Raw genomic sequence first — 17,723 nt, forward strand, 5'->3', positions numbered from 1 at the left:
CGATCGATTCTGCCTGACGCCCCTGACGCCCCGGCGTGTCGTTCGCGCCCCGCTCAGCGCCCTCTGTTCGCTCCGCAAGCTCCGCTCAGCCGCGCTGCAACGCCGTCATCATCGCCTCGACCGCGATCTCCGGCTTCACGTTCTGGTCCAGGGCGCTGCGGCACGCCAGCACGGCCTCGAGCCGCCGTAGCACCGACTCCGGCTTCCAGTCGGTGGCGGCGCGGCGCGCGTCGGCCTCCCGGTCGGGATGGGTGAGCGGCACCTGCGCCCCGCTGCCGACCACGAGCGCGTCGCGCAGGAACCCCGCCAGGTCGACGAGCGCGCGGTCCAGCGCGTCGCGCTGGGTGCGGGTGTTGCGCGACTTCTGCTGGCGCTCCAGGTCGCGCTCCGCGGCCCGGGCGCCGCGCGCGGCCGCCGCGACCCCCTTGCCGGTGCCACCGGCACCCATCGCGACCGCGAGCTCCTCGCGCTCCGCGGCGTCGCGGCTCTCGCTCAGCTCGCCCGCCTCCGCCTTCGCGTCGCGGACCAGGTCGCTCGCGTAGGAGAACGCGTCGCCGAGGGTGCGCACCCGCAGCGGCAGGCCCAGCACCAGCTCGCGGTGGGCGCGGGCGGCGTCATCCCGGGCGAGCCTGCGGGCCCTGCCCACGTGGCCACCCGAGACGGAGGCGGCCCAGGTGGCGGTCTCGGGGTCGATCCCGTCGCGGCGGACCAGCACGTCGGCGATGGCGGGCGCCGACGGTGTGCGCAGCGGGACCGGCCGGCACCGGGACCGGATGGTGACGGCCACGTCCTCGGGGTGGTCGGACGGAGCGCACAGCAGGAAGATCGTCTGCTCCGGCGGCTCCTCGATCGACTTCAGCAGCGCGTTGGCCGCGTTCTCGGTGAGCCGGTCGGCGTCGGTGATGATCAGGACCTGGTAGCGGCCGGTGGCCGGGCGGCGGGCGGCTTGCTGCACCAGCTGCCGCATCGACTTCACCGAGATCGACAACCCCTCGGGCACGACCTCGCGCACGTCGGAGTGGGTGCCCGCCATGACCGTGTGGCACGAGGTGCAGTCGCCGCACCCGTGCTGCGGGCACTGCAGGGCCGCGGCGAAGGCGCGGGCGGCCACGGATCGGCCGGAACCGGGAGGGCCGGTGAACAGCCACGCGTGGGTCATCGCCGCCGGGTCGGTGGCGGCCGCGCTCAGCTCGGCGACGGCGGCCGGCTGGCCGACCACCTCGTCCCACACGGTCACGGCGCCACCTCCACGTCGGCGGGCCGCTGCGCGGGCTCGGGCAGCACCGGCGCCAGCCCGCGGAAGACGCGCTCGGCCACCTCGTCGGGTGCGCCGTCGGCGTCGACGACGACGTAGCGGTGCGGCTCCGCGGCCGCCATCCGCGTGAGCAGGCGCTGCACCCGCACGTGCTCCTCCCCGGGCAACCCGCCCGTCTGCGGCGCGGCGTCCGCCGGCGCCCTGTCCAGCAGCACGGACACGTCCGGCCGCAACCGGCCGGTGGCCCACGCCGCGAGGTTCTCCAGCTCGCCGGGATCGAGCTCCACGTGCCCGCCGCCGGAGGACGCGCGGTCGGCCGCCACGCCGAACTGGACCAGCGGGCTGACGAGGAAGCGGTCGACGACCACCACCGCGCCCTGCGCCAGCGCCGGCCGGATCACCCGTTCGACCTGGTCGGCCCGGACGGCCGCGGCGGCCAGCGCCTTCGCCCGCGCACCGGACAGGGCCGCCTCCCGGGTGGCGGCGCTCCAGCGCTCCCGGTCGCGCTCCCCGCCGTCGGGCACGACGACCGGGTAGCCCGCCGCCCGCAGCCGCCCGGCCAGCCGCGCGGCCTGCTCGGTGGTCTCCTCCGCGGGGGCGCCCTCGACCGCGATCAGCACGCCCGCGCCTTGACGGGGCTCGCCCCGCCGCAGCGCCGACAGCAGGTCGGGCAGGATCGGCTCGGTGCGCCGGTCGTCCATCTGCCGGTAGGCCAGCATCCCGACGACGGAGGCCACCGCGCCACCGGCGAGCATCACGACCCGGGTGCCGTCGATCAGGAAGGGGTAGCCGAGGACGTCGACGCGCCGGGCGCTCACGAGGCCGACGATGACCGGGACCAGCGCCATCGAGCCGAGCAGCGTGAGCCGCACGATGGACTGCACGAACGCGACGATCCGGCCGCGGATCTCGTCGGCGACCTGCGCCCCGATGATGGTGAGGCCGGTGAGGAACGCGATGCCGGCGAACCCGCCCACCAGCATCACCGCGCCGATCGCGACGAACAGGTGCGGGCTCACCGCCACCAGCACGAGCGCGACGCCCGCCGCGACGATCGCCGCTCCGAACAGGCGGTTGTGCGGGATCCGCCGCGCCATCCGCGGTGCCGCGCCCATGCCCAGCGCGAGCCCGATGAACACCGACGCGAACAGCACCCCATACGCGGCGTTGCCGCCGCCGAGGCTCGCCGCGTACAGGGTGGCGGAGCCGACCACGGTGCCGCCCGCGGCGAACGCCCCGATGATCCCGATGACCAGCCCGCGGATGAGCGGCGTGCGGACCACGAACGAGGCACCGTCGCGGAGCAGCGCGAGCAGGCCCGGCGCGGCCGCGCGCTGCTCGGTGGCCCGCCCGGAGATCTCCGGGATCCGGAAGAGCACGGTGAGCGCGATGACCAGGTACGCCACGCCGCTGAGCACCAGCGCGACGAACACGGTGGCCAGCGCCGAACCGGCGCCCCCGACGATCCCGCCGACGCTGGACAGCACCGTGAACAGGCCGGACGCCGTGATCACCGCGACGCCGTAGGTCATCACGAGGTTGAGCTGGTTGGCCGTCTCGACCTGGTCGGGCCTGCGCAGCAGGTTCGGCACCGACGCGTCCTTCGCCGGGATCCAGAACAGCGCGCAGATCTCGATCAGGAACACGGCGATGAACAGCCACCACAGCGACCCGACGAGCGGGATGGAGACGAAGAGGACGAACCGCAGCAGGTCGCACACCACCATGACGCGGCGGCGGTCGAACTTGTCGGCGAGCGCGCCGGCCAGCGGCCCCAGCACCAGGGCCGGGAGCAGCTTGGTGGCCACCACGCCGCCGAGCGCAAAGCTCTGCGCGGTGTAGCCGCTGGTGAGCTGGGTGGCGAGCGCGGAGAGGGCGAGCAGGCTCATCCAGTCGCAGATGCCCGCGACCGACGTGACGAGCCACAGCCGCCGAAACGCCGGGATGGCCAGCACGCTGCGGACCCGGTGGGAGGTGGGCGCGGACAGCCGCGGCACCTCCCCCGTGGAACGGGACGGAGAGGGCTCGGGCGCGATCGCTCCTCACCTCCTCGGCTGGCGGGCCGCATGCCGGCGGATCCTCAGGCCGGACGCGGGCTCGCCGTCCGCGGACCAGGGTAGTCGGGGGCACCGACGGGCTCCGGACCTGGGCGGCAGCGACCCACAGTGGCTTCTCAGTACCCGGTGTACGCGATTCTCACCACGGGTTGTCGAGGATCGCCGCCACCATCTGCACGACGATCACCGTGAACACCAGCACGAAGAACAACGTGAACAGCCGGGACCCCACCCGGCCCCGCGTGAGCCGGGACAGGCCGAGGATCGCCGGATCGGGGGTGACCCGGGGGCGCGGGGGCAGCTCGTAGCGGTCGTGCGGTGCGTCGGGGCGCCGCTGCTGCGGTACCGCGGAGGCCGGTGGCGCCGGGACCTCCTCGCCCGAAGGCCCGCCCCCGGCAGGCGCATCCCGCGGCTCGGGAACAGCGGCCTCCCCGCCGGAGCCGTCCCGGCCGAACCGACGATCACCCGGCCCCACCGTCACGGGGACGGATGGTAGGGCGGCGCTCCGACCGGTGCGGGGAAATCGCGCGGCGCGCGGCGCGCCGGTTTCCCCGTCGGCCACGCGTACGTGCTTCTCGCCGGGATGATCGCCACGGGTGGTGCCACGGCGACAGATCGAGCGTGTTGCCCAATCGTCAGGCTCCGCTGCAGGCGCCCACCCCGACGAACGGCACTCTCGTCGGTCCCTAGCCGACGAAAGTGCCGTTCGTCATGCGGATCCCGCTCTTGGAGCTCCTGAGTCAGCCGCCCCACCACACGCGACCGGGGCCGATCGGCAACAGGCTCGATCTGTCGCCCTCACACCACTCCCGCTGATCATGGCCGGTCGCGCGTTCCGCGGAACGCGCCCGTGCAGACCCGGTCGACGTCATGGGTCTGCGACCGCGGTCGCAGACCCATGGTGTCGATGTAGTCGTGGATTCTCCTGTGGGCGGGCCGTTCCCGGCTCGACGCCACTGCCGCCCGCCCGGCCCGGGTCTTCGGCGCAGTCGACCGGTTCCCCGGTCCCCGCCCCGTCGGCGAGGTGGCCGGGTTGGGTCAACTACCGAGTGCCGTGGCCGGCCGGGCGGCCGTCCCGACATGGCCCAGGCCTGCCCGGACGAGAACGCCCCTGCCGGGTGGGTGCGCACCTGGCGGTGGTCCCGTCCCACCACTTGCGCGTGATCACCGGACCGGTCCGCGGCCCATCCAGGCGCCCTTGATCGTCGGAATCACTGCTCAAGGCCGTGTCGAAGGCGTTCTTGAACGGGACCACAGCCGGATGAGTGGCACCCGGCGGGAACGTCCTCGTCGTGAACCGGCCGAGGCCCGGTCGGGGACGGCCGTCAGGGCGACCACGTCACCCGGTAGTTGTGCCAACCGGGCCACCCTCGACACGCGGGGTCGGGCCGGGGCGCTGGGCCGACTGCGAGTGACGGCCGGGCGCGGGGTGGGGCAGCTGGTCCCGAGCCGGAACGGCGCGCCCACCGCAACCCGCGCCACCCGTCAGGACCACCTCGGGGAGGAGCGGCCGCGGTGCTGACGCCCCCCGGGTCCTCGCACGCACCCCGATCCGGAAGACGCTCGTGGCCACCGCGTCAGCCGTCGTCGTCCCCGTCGCCGCCGTCGTCGCCGTCCCCGTCGCCGTCGTCCCCGTCGTCGTCCTCGCCCGGGGCGGCGGGGGGCGGCGGCACGGTGCCGCTGCTGACGCTCAGCTCGATCGTCTCCCCGGGCAGGGCCGAGCCGTTCGGGTTCTGCCCGACGACGGTGCCGCGTTCGGCGGCGTTGTCGACGCTGCGCACGGACACCGCCCACCCGGCTTCTTCGAGCTCCTCACGCGCCTCGTTCTCCGGGTCGCCGATGACGTCGGGCACCCGCGACTCGGCGCCGCCCTCCAGGTAGCGGTCCTCCACCGGCGGCAACGGCAGTACCGGCTGGCTCGCGAGCAGCGGCTGCATCGTGCCGAACCACGTCTCCGCCGGGGTCTTGCCACCGAAGATGTTGCCGCTGCGGCAGGGGAACGGCGCGCCCCCGCTGTCGCAGAGCGGGCGCGGAGCGCGCGAGTTGTCGAACGTGATCACCGCGCCGGACATCTGCGGGACGAACCCGAGGAACGCCGCCGACTTGTGCTGCTGCGTGGTGCCGGTCTTGCCCGACATCGGGCGGTTCCACCCGACCTCACCGGCGGCACGGGCCGCGGTGCCGCCGGGCAGCTCGTCCTTGCCGAGCGCGTTGACCATCGCGTCGGCCAGGCCCGGCTCGACCACCTGCTCGCACGGTGCCTCGGTGACCGGCACCGGGTTGCCCTCGGAGTCGGTGATCGACTCGATCGGGCTCGGCGGGCACCAGGTGCCGTGGCTGGACAGGGTGGCCCCGACGTTCGACAGCTCGAGCACGCTCGTCGGGCTCACGCCGAGGGTGAACGAGGCCAGGTTCTGGGCCTTGGTGACCTCGGCGATCGAGCGGTCGGTGGGCCGGCCGGTGCCCGGGTCGACGAACGGGGTGGTGGCCAGCGAGCGCATGCCCAGCCGGACCGCCATGTCCACCACCGGCGGGACGCCCGTGAACTCCTCGAGCTTGATGAACGCGGTGTTGGGCGACTGCGCCAGCGCGTCGGTGAGGCTCAGCCGCGGCGCGTAGTCGCCGGAGTTGGCCACCGGGAGCGGTCGGCCGCCGCCGTCGGTGTAGATCGGCGAGGCGTACCCGCTCGGCGGCACCGTGAGCTGGTAGTTGATGCCCAGCCCCTTCTCCAGCGCGGTGGCAGCGGTGAAGATCTTGTAGACCGAGCCGGCGCCGAGGTTGACCGGCTCGTACGGCAGCCCGTAGCTGGTCTCCAGCTCCTCGGCGTCCAACCCGAAGGTGCGGCTGGAGGCCATGCCGAGCACCCGGTGCTTCTCCTGGCCCGGCGCCACCACCGACATCACGTTCGCGACGTTGGGCTGCTTCGGGGGCACCTCGGCGTCCAGCGCGGCCTTCATCTGCTGCAGGACGTTGCGGTCGAGGGTGCTCTTGATCGTGTAGCCGCCGCGGTTGAGCTGCTCGAGCGAGAACCCCGCCTCGGTCAGGTACTCGACCACGTACTTGCAGAAGAAGCCGGCGTCGCCCGCTCCGTTGCAGCCGTTGGGCTGGGGGACGAGCGGCTCGGCCACGCCGAGCGGCGTGGCGAGCGCGGCCTGCGCCTGCGCCTCGTCGATCATCTGCTGGTCGCGCATCTGCTGGATGACGATGTTGCGCCGTTCGAGCGCGGCCTGCGGGTGCCGCACCGGGTCGAAAGCCGAGGTGCTGTTCACCATTCCGGCGAGCAGGGCCGCCTGCGGAACGGTGAGCTTGTCGGGCGTGGTGTTGAAGTACAGCCGGGCGGCGGAGGCGATTCCCGCCGCACCGTTGCCGAACGAGACGATGTTCAGGTAGCGCGTCAGGATCTCGTCCTTGGGCAGCGACTGCTCCATCTGGAGCGCGATCTGCGCTTCCTTGAGCTTGCGTGCCGGCGTCTGCTCGGTGGCCTTGAGCCGTTCGGTCTCCGTCTCCGCCGCCACGTAGAGCATGTAGTTCTTGACGTACTGCTGGGTGAGCGTGGAGGCACCCTGCTGGATCTCACCGGATGCGGAGTTGGCGGCGAGCGCGCGCAGCGTGCCCTGCCAGTCGACGCCCTGGTGCTGGTAGAACCGCCGGTCCTCGACGGCCACTATGGCGGCCTTCATCGCGGGCGATATCTCGGCGGCCGTGACCGAGCGGCGGTTCTGGTTCTGCTCGAAGAACCGGGCGATCGGGGCGCCCGCCGAGTCGGTGACGGTGGTGGTCTGCGGCAGCGGCCCGTCCACCAGGTCGGCGGAGACCGTGTTGACGCTGTCGCCCGTATCACTGGCGATCAGCCCGAGGCCCGCCGTGATCGGGAAGGCCATTCCGCCGACGACGACCCCGGCGAGGAGCCCGAGCCCGAGCAGCAGGCCGATCGGCCGGGCGAGATGGCGCGGGAAGCTCACGAGTCGTCAGGGTACGCGGGTGGCCCCGCCGCACCGGGCGGGTCACCGTCCACCGGATTGAGTAGTTTTGCTCGGTTTCCGATGGAACCGCGGGCTCCCAGAATCCGTCTGTGCTGGTCATGACGAGCACAGCGTTCACGCGTACGGGGATCCGGGGAGGACGACCATGACGGGGCGGTGGAACTGGCGGGGCGCCGCGCGGTGCCGGACGGCCGATGCCGAAGGGCTCTTCGTCACCGGGGCACGGCAGCGGGAGGCGCGGGTCTTCTGCCGGACGTGCCCGGTGCGCACCGAGTGCCTCGCCCACGCCCTGGACCAGCGCATCGAGTTCGGCGTCTGGGGCGGGATGACCGAGCGGCAGCGCCGCGCGCTGCTGCGGGCCCGCCCGGAGGTCCGGTCCTGGTACGACCTCCTGCACGACGCCCGCAGCGCCCACTACGCGTCCGCGGCGGAGGAGACGGCGGCCGGGCTCGCCGCCGCGGCCGCACAGGAGGAGGAGCCGGACCTGCACGAGTCGGCCTGAGGACCGGCGCCGTCAGGGGCGCAGCGACCCGAGCATGCGGAAGAGGGCGGCCAGCACGTCGTCCAGGTCCGCCGGGTCGCCGGTCTCGGCGAGCCACAGCGCCGCCTCGTTCATCGCCCCCGACAGCAGCCGGGCCAGCGGAGCCACCGGCTGCGGTGCCACCCGGCCCGTCTCGACCAGTGCGGTGAGCACGTCGGCGAGGTGGCTCGCGGAACCGGCCTCGTCCATCGCACGCCACTCGCTCCAGCCCAGCACCGCGGGCCCGTCCACGAGCATGATGCGCCGCACCGCGGGATCGGTGCTCGCGGTCAGGAAGGCCCGGCACCCCGACGTGAGCTGCGCCCACGGGTCGTCCTCGGCGTCGGCACGGGCGGCCACCGTGGCCCCGACCTCGGCCTGCACCTGCGCGAGCACCGCGCGGAACAGGTCGGTCTTGCCACCGGCGAAGTGGTGGTAGAGCGCGCCCTTGGTCACGCCCGCCTCGCGCACGATCTCGGCCAGGCCCACCGCGGCGTACCCGCGCGTGGCGAACAGGCGCCTGCCCACCTCCACGAGCCCGGCCCTGGTCCGTTCCCGTTGCTCGGCCCGCGTCATCCGCACCTCCGTTGACATACCAGCGGTATGTGAACTACCTTCTTCACATACCGACGGTACGTCAATGGAGGTGGGCACGTGGAACTGACCAGCTTCTACCCCGTGATCGGCACGCCCCGACTGCGTGAGGCGCACGCGTTCTACACGCAGCTGTTCGGGTTCGAGACCACCTTCGAGGCCGACTGGTACGTCAGCCTGCGCCGCCCGGGCCCACCGTCCTACGAGCTCGCCCTGCTCGACCACACCCACCCGACGGTGCCCGAGGCCTACCGCCGCCCGGTGCAGGGGCTGCTGCTGAACGTCGAGGTCGAGGACGTCGACGCGGAGTGGGAGCGGCTCGTCGTCCGGGGCGGGCTCACTCCCGAGCTCACGCTGCGCAGCGAGACGTTCGGTCAGCGCCACTTCATCGTCGCGGACCCGTCCGGGGTGCTGGTCGACGTGATCACGCCGATCGCGCCGGGTGCGGAGTACAGCGAGGCATTCCGCGAGCCCGGCCCGGGGAACTAGTGGTCCCTCAGCGGGCGCTGCGCAACGGCTCCGCGGCCGGCTCGTGGCCGTCGGCCAGCCGCTCGCCGACCTCGCGGAGGCCGTCGAGGTCGGCGACGTCGCCGACCACCACCGGCACCCGCGCCACCGCGACGCCCGGGTGGGCGCCGGTGAAGCGGGAGAGCAGCCGCTCCTCCCGCTCGGCGAGGTCCACGCGGTCGGCGTGCAGCCGCAGCACGGCAGCGGCGAGCGGGGCCGAGCGCACCTCGTCGGCCGCGGCGCGTGCCTTCGTGGCCGACAGGTCGGCCAGCACCGGGTGGGTGCGGTTGAGCACGAGCCCGGCCAGCGGCATCTCCTCGTCGGAGAGGCGGTCGACGAAGTAGGCGGCCTCGCGCAGCGCGTCCGGCTCGGGGGCGGCCACCACGAGGAAGGCCGTGCCGGGCGAGCGCAGCAGGGCGTAGGTGGTGGTGGCCCGCTCCCGGAACCCGCCGAACATCGTGTCGAAGGCCTGCACGAACGCCGACGCGTCCGCCAGCAGCTGTCCACCGAGGATGCTGGACACCGCCTTGGCGAACAGCGAGAAACCCGCGCCCACGAGCTTGCGCAGGCTGCGCCCGCCCGCGCGGGCGGGCGCCGACAGCAACCGGATCATCCGGCCGTCCAGGAAGGTCGACATCCGCTGCGGGGCGTCGAGGAAGTCCAGCGCGGACCGCGACGGTGGCGTGTCCACCACGATCAGGTCCCACTCGCCGGTGGCCGCCAGCTGCCCCAGCTTCTCCATCGCCATGTACTCCTGCGTGCCGGAGAACGACGTGGAGATGGTCTGGTAGAAGGGGTTGGCGATGATCGCCTCGGCCCGGTCGGGCTCGGCGTGGGCGTGGACCATCTCGTCGAAGGTCCGGCGCATGTCCAGCATCATCGCGTGCAGGTCCCCGCCCGCCGCCGCCACGCGACCGGGCTCGTTGCCGAGCGCCTCCAACCCCAGCGCCTGCGCGAGGCGCCGCGCGGGGTCGATCGTGAGCACGACCGTGCGCCTGCCGCGCTCGGCGGCCCGGATCGCCAGCGCCGCCGACGTCGTGGTCTTGCCGACACCGCCGGAGCCGCAGCACACGATGATGCGCGTGTCCGGGTCGTCGAGGAGGGTGTCGATCTCCAGCGCAGGCGCCGGGCGGGGGCTCACGAGGCCACCTCGGCGTCCTGCACCCCGACGCCCTGCGCCACCAGCGCCTCGGCGAGCTCGTAGAGCGATCCGAGGTCCACACCCTCCACGAGCTGCGGGAGCTCGAGGCGCGGCAGCGTGGTGGCCGCCTCGAGGCGCCCACGCGCCGCCGCCTCGCCGTGCACCCGCACGGCGTGCTCCACGGTCTCGGCCACGAGCCCCTCCAGCACGTCGGCGGGCAGGTCGAGGCCCGCCGAGGCGAGGCCGGACCGGATGCGGGCGGCGTCGACGCGCCCGCCCGCCGCCGCCGCGACCGACCGCTCGGGCAACCACTGCGGGCGCACCCGGTTGACGAACACGGCGCCGGTCGGGAAGCCGGCCTCGGTGAGCTCGTCGACGGTCTCGAGCGTCTCGGTGACCGGCAGGTCCTCCAGCAGCGTCACGAGGTGCACCGCGGTGAGCGGGGAGTGCAGCACCTGCACCACGCCCTCGGCCTGGCTGTGGATCGGGCCGCTGCGGGCGAGGTCGGCCATCGCCTTGGTGACGTCGAGGAAGCTCACGACGCGACCGGTCGGCGGGGCGTCGAGCACGACGGCGTCGTAGACGGGGCGGCCCTCGGCGTCCCGCCGGTTGACGCACTCCTTGGCCTTGCCGGTGAGCAGCACGTCGCGCAGGCCGGGCGCGAGGGTGGTGGCGAACTCGATCGCCCCCATCCGGCGCAGCGTCCGACCGGCCATCCCGAGCCGGTAGAACAGCTCGAAGTACTCCAGCAGCGCCGCCTCCGCGTCCACGGCGAGCGCGCGGACCTCACCGCCGCCGGGGCCCACCGCGATGCGGCGCTCCTCGTAGGGCAGCGGGGCGGTGTCGAACAGCTGCGCGATGCCCTGCCGGCCCTCCACCTCGATGAGCAGGGTGCGCCTGCCACCCGAGGCCAGCGCCAGCGCGAGGGCGGCGGCCACGGTGGTCTTGCCCGTACCGCCCTTCCCCGAGACGACGTGGAGGCGGGCGGCCGACAGCGCTGCTGGCCAACCGGAGAACGTCACCGGTCCAGGTTACGAAAGGTGGCGCCCGACCGGCCGTCCGAGCGGGTGAGGCGCTGGCTACAGTGACTTTCCATGAGCAATGGCGAGGTCACCAGGTGGGAGTACCTCACCGCCCCGGTCCTTATCCACAACACGCAGGCGATCCTCAACAACTTCGGGCGTGACGGCTGGGAGCTCGTCTCCGTCACCACCGGCGCCAACCCGGAGCAGCTCGTGGCGTGGTTCAAGCGGCCGGTGCGCGGATGAGCACGTCCCCGAGCGCCCGGCTCGCCGAGCTGGGCATCACGCTCCCGTCCGTGCCCGCGCCAGCGGGGTCCTACGTCCCGGCGCGCCGCACCGGCTCCCTGGTGTTCACCGCGGGCCAGGTGCCGTTCGTCGACGGGAAACCGGCCGCGCTGGGCAAGGTGGGCGCGGAGGTCGACGCCGACGAGGCCTACCGGATGGCCCGGCTGTGCGCGCTCAACGCGCTCGCCGCCGTCCACTCCCTCGTGGGCATCGACTCGGTCACGGGCATCGTGAAGGTCGTCGGCTTCGTCGCGTCGGCGCCGGGCTTCACCGGGCAGCCCAAGGTCATCAACGGCGCGTCGGACCTGCTCGGCGAGGTCTTCGGCGAGGCAGGCCTGCACGCGCGGTCCGCCGTCGGCGTCGCGGAGCTGCCGCTCGGGGTCCCGGTCGAGGTGGAGCTGGTCGTCGAGCTGGGCACCGCGTGACCGGTCCCGACCCGGCCTGCCACGAGCTGCTGCTGCGCCTTGCCGGCCGGTTGCCGGACGAACTGCTGTGGCGCATGCGCGACTGGCTCGCCGGCGGCGGGCGCGAGGTCATCGGCGCCACCCTGCCCCGCGAGCTGCTGCGCCACCGCGTCGGGCTCACCGACGACGAGCGCGACCTGCTCGAGGTGGCCGTGGGCTCCGCCCACCCGCTGCTCGACGCCGTGCTGCCCGCGTCGGCACCGCACGACCCGCCCGCGGCCTTCCACCCCGGCGACCGCGCCGTCGACACCGTTGCGCTGGCTGTGCTCGCCGTCGTCCGGGGGCATCCCGGCTGCGTCGAGCTGCGCCAGTGCTGGCGCGGCGGGCAGCGGGTCGTCCTCGTGCTCGGCGCCGAGCGGCCCTGGGAGCTCGCCGGCACGCTGCAACGGCTGCTGCGCGCCCACGGCGACCGCACACCGTGCGTGGAGGTGCTCCCACCGCACGGGGAGCCCCCGGCCTACCACCAGGCAGCCATCATCGGTTCCGCGCCGCTCTGGAGATCCGCGGCGGCGCTGGTCGGCGCGTGAGGGGAGCCGCCGACGGAACGGAAGGAGGCCAGGTGGAGGACCGGACGTCGCAGGGGACGACGCACGACCTGCTGCTGGCACTGGCCGGCCGGGTGGACGACGACCTCCTGACCTGGGCACGCGAGCTCGTGGCCGTCGGGGAGGACGCACGGGCCGTCGAGATGCTGACCGCGAGCCTCGTGGCCGCCCGCGCCGTGTTGCCGGCGCCCCTGCGCGCCGCGCTCGTCGCCGCGGCCCGGGTGGCACGCACCGACCTCGGCCCCGCGGAGGCGCTCCCGGCACCCCACGACGAGGACGGCACCGAACACCGGTTCACCGCCCCCGGGGACGACGACCCGGTGGCCGCCGCCGTTCGCGGCCTCCCGGCACGCACGCTGACCGGCTGCCGGGTCCTGCTCACCCGGCGCGTCACCCCGGCGGGCACCGCGCCCGGTCCGCTGCCGCACCCCGTGGTCCTCGTCCAGCTCCCGGCCGCCGCCCGGCCGCCCGACGTGCTGGCCTACCAGCTCGCGGCGGTCCTGGAGCGCGCCGGGACGCCCGCCTCCGTCGAGGTGCTCACCGCGAGCGGGCCGCTGTCCGACTACCACGCGGCCGCGCTGGACAACGCGGTCACATTGCGCACCGACGGCGCGGGTACCGACGCGGGCGAGGAACCGGCACTTCCGGCGACCGCGGGCGAACCCGCAGCCCCGCAGGACGACGCCGAGACCACGGCGGTCCTCCCCACCACGCCACCCACCCCGGCCCCGGTGCAGGAACGGCACGCGCTCGCCCCGCAGCCGGATCGCACGCCGACGCCGTGGCACCGCGACACCCCAGCGGCGCAGGAGCCCCGCCGCGCGCCGTCTCCGCGGCCGGGCGCCGAGGAGGTCGCCGGCACCCAGCGGCTCGACCGGTTCACCCCGGCGGAGCAGAACGGCCACCGTCCCGGTGGCGGGCTGAGCGGGGACGACCGTCCGGTCCCGGCCCGCAGGGCGCCGGAGCCCGGCAGCCCGTGGGACGGCCACCGCATCGACGGCGCCCCTGACGAGGACGTCCTCGCCCCGGTCCACCCGGTCGACGGTGACGACGCGGACCACGACGGTCCGCTCGACGACCACCACGAGGCCCCGCGGGACGACCACCGCGACGAGGCCTGGCACGACCTCCGCGACGGCTCCCGCGACGACCGGCGGGGCGACCCGACCGACGGGTCCCACGACGACCGGCCCGCCGAGCGCGGCGGCGACCGTCACCTGCGCGGTGTCGACGGCTACCGCGACGACCTGCCCGCCGCCTTCCGCAACGGCGACCGCCGCGGGGACGAGAGCGGCGAGGACGAGGGCGGCGACGGGGAGTACAGCGACGGGGAGTACGGCGACGAGGACGACCTCGCCGACGACATCCGCGACGACCGGCGGGACGACATCCGCCACGACCGGCGCGTCGAGGAGCCCCCGCCCGGCGCCGAGGACGAGGACCCCGCGGGACCGCCCGCGCCGCACCCGCTCGCCCCGCCCCGCCCGGTCCCGATGCGCGACGACTCGCGGCCCGCGCCCCGCCCGGCGCCCACCACGAGGCCGCGGCCGACCGTCACACCGATCTCCCGCGCCCCGGTCCCGCCCCCGATCCCGCTGGTCCGGCGCACCGGGCCGCACCCCGCTCCCCGGCCCCTGCCCGTCACCGAGCCCCGTCCCGCGGTGCACCGCCTCGACGACGACCGGGACCAGGCCCCACCGGCCGACGTGCAGGACCGTGCGCCCCGCCCGCCGCGGAAGCCCGACCCGCAGCCGGAGCGCCGCGAGACGCCGGCGTTCGACTCGCTGAACGACCCCTTCAACGGGCCGCTGCACCAGCCCCTGCTCGCACCCCTGCTGGACCCGACGGCGCTCGACGACCCGCTCGGCCCGGAGCCGGGACGCCCGGCGCCGGCCGCCGAGGCCGAGCCGGCCGGTGACGACGACTGGTCCGAGGAGTGGCTCTCGGGCACCTGGGCGATGGCACCGTCGGCGCTCGACGAGCGACCCGACCGCGGCGTCCAGGGCCCGGGCACCACCGACGAGGACGGGGACGCGCGCGGCGAACCCCCGCCCCGCCCGGCGCCGCGCCCGGCCCCCCGGCACCGCTTCACCGACGACCAGGACGCCCTCGAGGACGATCTCGACGAGGACGTCCCCTCCCGTGCCGACGACCGCGACCGGGCCGACGAGGACGACGACCGGCGCCCGGACGACCGGCACGCGGACGACGAGCACCCGGACGGCGAGGGCGACGACCGGGCCGAGCCCCACGACCGGGCCGGCACCCGGCCCGCAGGACAGCGGCCCGAACTGGGTCTGCGCCCCGAGTCGCTCGCGCGGCTCAGCGACGCCGACCGGCAGCTGTTGGCCCGGCTCCAGGCCGAGCTGGTGGAGGGCCGCAAGCCGCGGATCGGCAGGCGGCCCGACCTGGCCCGCGGCGCCGCTCCCAGGACCAACGGCAGCCGGCGCAGCGCACCCCCGGACCTCGCCGGCTGACCGGTCGAGATCACGGCGAGCCGCACACCGCGCAGATCCGAACGACACGCACGCGCGCGTCGGAAGGATCACCGAAGCGGGCCCCGACCAGATCGTTCCCACCCGCACACCACCGCCCGCCCGACAGCACCAGCGTGCGGGTCGGCGCGATCACGGGCGCCTGTCCCGAGATCACTTCCACCCGCACACCAGAGCGGTCACGGCCACACCGACATGCGTCTCGGAAGGACTGCGGGTGGGAACGATCGACGACCGGGTGAAGCCGGGGCCGGGTCAGCGGACGGCGGTGCGGACGGCCTCGACCAATTCCTGGACGCGGAGCCCGCGTGCGGCGTCCAACGCGGGAGGTGGGCCGGAGCCGTCGGCCGCCGCCACCAGCTCGTCGAGCAGCGCGGCGTAGCAGGTGGCCGCGTCCGCGCCGCGGCCCGCGAGCCGGTGGCGCCCCGCCCCGCCGAGCACCGTGAACTCGATCTCCGACGGGTCCACGGGCAGGCTCATCGACAGCGTCACCGTGCTCTGCGCCCCGCCGGTGTGGACCAGGCCGAACCGCCACAGGTCGGGATCGTCGCACCGCGCCCACGCCACCTCGGCGACCGGCCCGACGGCCGCGTCGAGGAGGTCGATGACGTGCGGCCCGATGTCGAACAGCGCGCCGTGCTGGGCCCGCCAGGACGACGTGGCGTAGGGGCCGCCGAGCAGCGATCCGGAGAGCCAGCGGGCCGAGGCGACGGTGTCCGGGCCCGCGGGCTCCTCCGGCATGCCGGCCAGCCAGTCGCGGACGCCGGGCGCGTAGCGCATGGTCAGCACCACCGACGAGTGGACGCCCGCGCGCGCCACCGCGTCCACCACGGCCCGCGCCTCGGCGACGGTGCCCGCGAGGGGCTTCTCGAGGATCAGGTGCTTCCCCGCGGCCGCGGCGTGCAGGGCGAGCCTGCCCTGCGCCTGGGGCGGCACGGCGAACGCGACCGCGTCGACGGCGTCGAGGAACACCTCGAGGTCCTCGAACGCGCGACCGCCGAACTCGCCGACCAGCTCACGGGCGATCTCGGGACGGCGCGTCCACACCGCCGCGACCTCGGTGTCGGGATGAGCGACGAGCCCCGGACCGTGCACCGTCCGGGCCCACGGCCCGCCGCCGACCAGACCCACCCGCAGCCCATCCATGGCGCACATCCTGCCGGTCCGGGGCTGGTACCTCCTGTCGGAGGCCGCTCGGGGGTATCGGTGGCCGCCGAGACCCTTGGCGAATCTGCGGTGGGGAGCACTAGTGTGCGGACGTGCCCCCCGCCCCAGTCGACCCCCGACCGGCGGCGACCGTGCTGCTGCTGCGCGACCACCCCGCTCCGCCACCCGGCCGCACGCCCCTGCAGGTGTTCCTGCAACGGCGCGTGGCGGGGATGGTGTTCGCCGGCGGGATGACCGTGTTCCCCGGCGGCGGCGTCGACGCCGGTGACCGCACCGAGGCCGAGCACTGGACCGGACCCGACTCGCAGTGGTGGGGCGACCGGTTCGGACACCCCGCCGAGCTCGGTGGCGCGCTGGTGCACGCCGCGGTGCGCGAGACGTTCGAGGAGTGCGGGGTGCTGCTCGCCGGGCCCGACGTGCCGCCCGGGACGCAGCGGTACCGGGACGACCTCCTGGCCCGCCGCCGCACCCTGGGCGACGTCCTGACCGCGTGCGGCCTGGCGCTGCGTGCCGACCTGCTGCGCCCCTGGGCCCGCTGGATCACCCCGCCCGGCCCTCCACGGCGCTACGACACGGCGTTCTTCGCGGCGCTGGTGCCCGAGGGGCAGGAGGCCGACGCGCACACCACGGAGGCGGTCGAAGCCACGTGGTGGCACCCCGACGAGGCGCTGGAGCACTGGCGGCGCGGCGAGATGCAGCTGATGCCACCGACCTCCTACACCCTCCAGGAGATCGCCGAGCACGCCGAGAGCGGCACCGTTCTCGACGCCGCGGCCGGGCGCGAGATCCGGCCCATCGTCCCGGGCGTGCGCAAGGAGGGCGACCTGCTCGTCGCGGTGCTGCCCGACGAGACCGCCGTGCCCGCCGCCGGCTTCCCGGACCGCCCCGCATGACGCGTCCCGCCTACGGCGTGCTGCGGCCGGTCACCCCGCTGGCCGCGGTGCTGCTCGCCGAGAACCCGTCCCCGATGACCCTGGAGGGCACGAACACCTGGGTGCTGCGGGCGCCGGGGGCGCCGGACTGCGTGGTGGTCGACCCGGGTGAGGACGACGAGGCGCACCTGCAGCGCGTGGCGGCGCACGGCCCGGTCGCGCTGGTGCTGCTCACCCACCGCCACCACGACCACGCGGGCGGCGCCCGCCGGTTCGCCGAGATCACCGGGGCGCCGGTGCGGGCCCTCGACCCGTCGCTCGTGCTCGGCTCGGAGGCCCTCGGCGACGGCGACGTGGTGGCCGAGGCCGGCGTCGAGCTGCGCGTGGTGGCCACTCCCGGCCACACGTCCGACTCGCTGTCGTTCCTGCTCTCCGGCCCGCAGGCGGACCCCGTCGTGCTGACCGGGGACACGATCCTCGGCCGCGGCACCACCGTCATCGCGCACCCGGACGGCGCGCTGGGGCCCTACCTCGACTCGCTGCACCGGCTGGCCGACCTCGCCGCGGGCACGGCCGTGCTGCCCGGGCACGGGCCCGAGCTGCCCGACGCGCCCGCCGTCGCGCGGGCCTACCTCGCCCACCGCGAGGAACGGCTGGAGCAGGTCCGCACGGCGCTGGTGCGGCTCGGGCCGCAGGCGACGCCCCGGCAGGTGGTGGAGACCGTCTACGCCGACGTCGACCGCGCGGTGTGGCCCGCGGCGGAGCTGTCGGTGCGGGCCCAGCTGGACCACCTGCGCGGCACGGCCTCCTGATCCC

General features: G+C 75.0%; 16 protein-coding genes. 8 read left to right on the forward strand and 8 right to left on the reverse strand.

What is annotated here, in order from left to right; translation table 11 throughout:
- Window positions 1-85 precede the first annotated feature (85 nt).
- From FB558_RS13370 to FB558_RS13385, 4 genes are all read right to left on the reverse strand, one after another.
- A complete protein-coding gene (locus tag FB558_RS13370; protein WP_142052408.1) occupies window positions 86-1,237 on the reverse strand; it encodes a DNA polymerase III subunit delta' in 1,152 nt (383 codons plus the stop codon).
- Window positions 1,234-3,252 (reverse strand): bifunctional MFS transporter/dTMP kinase, encoded by a 2,019-nt coding sequence (locus tag FB558_RS13375; RefSeq protein ID WP_142052411.1) that lies wholly within the window; start codon window positions 3,250-3,252, stop codon window positions 1,234-1,236. Before FB558_RS13375 ends, FB558_RS13370 begins: the two co-directional genes overlap by 4 nt.
- A 199-nt stretch (window positions 3,253-3,451) precedes the next feature.
- Window positions 3,452-3,793 carry a hypothetical protein gene (locus FB558_RS13380; RefSeq protein ID WP_142052414.1) on the reverse strand — a complete coding sequence of 114 codons (342 nt, stop codon included), beginning with the start codon at window positions 3,791-3,793 and terminating at the stop codon, window positions 3,452-3,454.
- Between the two features lie 1,096 nt (window positions 3,794-4,889).
- The gene (locus tag FB558_RS13385) at window positions 4,890-7,274 is read right to left on the reverse strand and encodes a transglycosylase domain-containing protein (RefSeq protein WP_246106404.1); all 2,385 of its coding nucleotides are present in this window, start codon (window positions 7,272-7,274) and stop codon (window positions 4,890-4,892) included.
- Between the two features lie 166 nt (window positions 7,275-7,440).
- Between FB558_RS13385 and FB558_RS13390 the strand changes: the two genes are divergently transcribed.
- Window positions 7,441-7,797 (forward strand): WhiB family transcriptional regulator, encoded by a 357-nt coding sequence (locus FB558_RS13390; RefSeq protein ID WP_142052417.1) that lies wholly within the window; start codon window positions 7,441-7,443, stop codon window positions 7,795-7,797.
- A 12-nt stretch (window positions 7,798-7,809) separates the two neighbouring features.
- Here the strand turns inward: FB558_RS13390 and FB558_RS13395 are convergent, their stop codons facing one another.
- Window positions 7,810-8,391, reverse strand: a complete 582-nt coding sequence (locus tag FB558_RS13395; protein WP_211366370.1) for a TetR/AcrR family transcriptional regulator — start codon at window positions 8,389-8,391, stop codon at window positions 7,810-7,812.
- Between the two features lie 78 nt (window positions 8,392-8,469).
- Here FB558_RS13395 and FB558_RS13400 point away from each other — a divergent pair, with 78 nt between their 5' ends.
- The gene (locus FB558_RS13400; protein ID WP_142052423.1) at window positions 8,470-8,898 is read left to right on the forward strand and encodes a VOC family protein; all 429 of its coding nucleotides are present in this window, start codon (window positions 8,470-8,472) and stop codon (window positions 8,896-8,898) included.
- 7 nt (window positions 8,899-8,905) lie between these two features.
- Here FB558_RS13400 and bagB read toward each other — a convergent pair whose 3' ends face one another.
- On the reverse strand, window positions 8,906-10,057 hold the full coding sequence (gene bagB, locus FB558_RS13405; protein WP_211366372.1) for an ATPase BagB: 1,152 nt from the start codon (window positions 10,055-10,057) through the stop codon (window positions 8,906-8,908).
- On the reverse strand, window positions 10,054-11,079 hold the full coding sequence (bagA, locus tag FB558_RS13410; RefSeq protein ID WP_142052427.1) for an ATPase BagA: 1,026 nt from the start codon (window positions 11,077-11,079) through the stop codon (window positions 10,054-10,056). The genes bagB and bagA overlap by 4 nt, the downstream gene beginning before the upstream one ends.
- Window positions 11,080-11,151: 72 nt before the next feature.
- Here bagA and sp36 point away from each other — a divergent pair, with 72 nt between their 5' ends.
- From sp36 to FB558_RS13430, 4 genes are read left to right on the forward strand one after another with little or no spacing between them, the layout of a single operon-like run.
- A complete protein-coding gene (gene sp36 / locus FB558_RS13415) occupies window positions 11,152-11,325 on the forward strand; it encodes a Sp36 family protein (RefSeq protein ID WP_142052430.1) in 174 nt (57 codons plus the stop codon).
- Window positions 11,322-11,789, forward strand: a complete 468-nt coding sequence (locus FB558_RS13420; RefSeq protein ID WP_142052433.1) for a RidA family protein — start codon at window positions 11,322-11,324, stop codon at window positions 11,787-11,789. Before sp36 ends, FB558_RS13420 begins: the two co-directional genes overlap by 4 nt.
- Window positions 11,786-12,355, forward strand: coding sequence for a hypothetical protein (locus FB558_RS13425; RefSeq protein ID WP_142052436.1), 570 nt, complete (start codon window positions 11,786-11,788; stop codon window positions 12,353-12,355). The genes FB558_RS13420 and FB558_RS13425 overlap by 4 nt, the downstream gene beginning before the upstream one ends.
- A gap of 32 nt (window positions 12,356-12,387) precedes the next feature.
- The gene (locus tag FB558_RS13430; RefSeq protein WP_142052438.1) at window positions 12,388-14,850 is read left to right on the forward strand and encodes a hypothetical protein; all 2,463 of its coding nucleotides are present in this window, start codon (window positions 12,388-12,390) and stop codon (window positions 14,848-14,850) included.
- A gap of 273 nt (window positions 14,851-15,123) precedes the next feature.
- Here the strand turns inward: FB558_RS13430 and FB558_RS13435 are convergent, their stop codons facing one another.
- Entirely contained in the window at window positions 15,124-16,014 is an 891-nt protein-coding gene (locus tag FB558_RS13435) for a Gfo/Idh/MocA family protein (RefSeq protein ID WP_142052441.1), read from the reverse strand.
- 113 nt (window positions 16,015-16,127) lie between these two features.
- Between FB558_RS13435 and FB558_RS13440 the strand changes: the two genes are divergently transcribed.
- Both FB558_RS13440 and FB558_RS13445 read left to right on the forward strand, forming a co-directional pair.
- Window positions 16,128-16,928 (forward strand): NUDIX hydrolase, encoded by an 801-nt coding sequence (locus tag FB558_RS13440; RefSeq protein ID WP_142052444.1) that lies wholly within the window; start codon window positions 16,128-16,130, stop codon window positions 16,926-16,928.
- Complete coding sequence (locus FB558_RS13445; RefSeq protein ID WP_142052447.1) at window positions 16,925-17,719, forward strand: MBL fold metallo-hydrolase; 795 nt, start codon at window positions 16,925-16,927, stop codon at window positions 17,717-17,719. Before FB558_RS13440 ends, FB558_RS13445 begins: the two co-directional genes overlap by 4 nt.
- Window positions 17,720-17,723 lie beyond the last annotated feature (4 nt).

The organism is Pseudonocardia kunmingensis, from assembly GCF_006716445.1.
Lineage (GTDB): Bacteria > Actinomycetota > Actinomycetes > Mycobacteriales > Pseudonocardiaceae > Pseudonocardia > Pseudonocardia kunmingensis.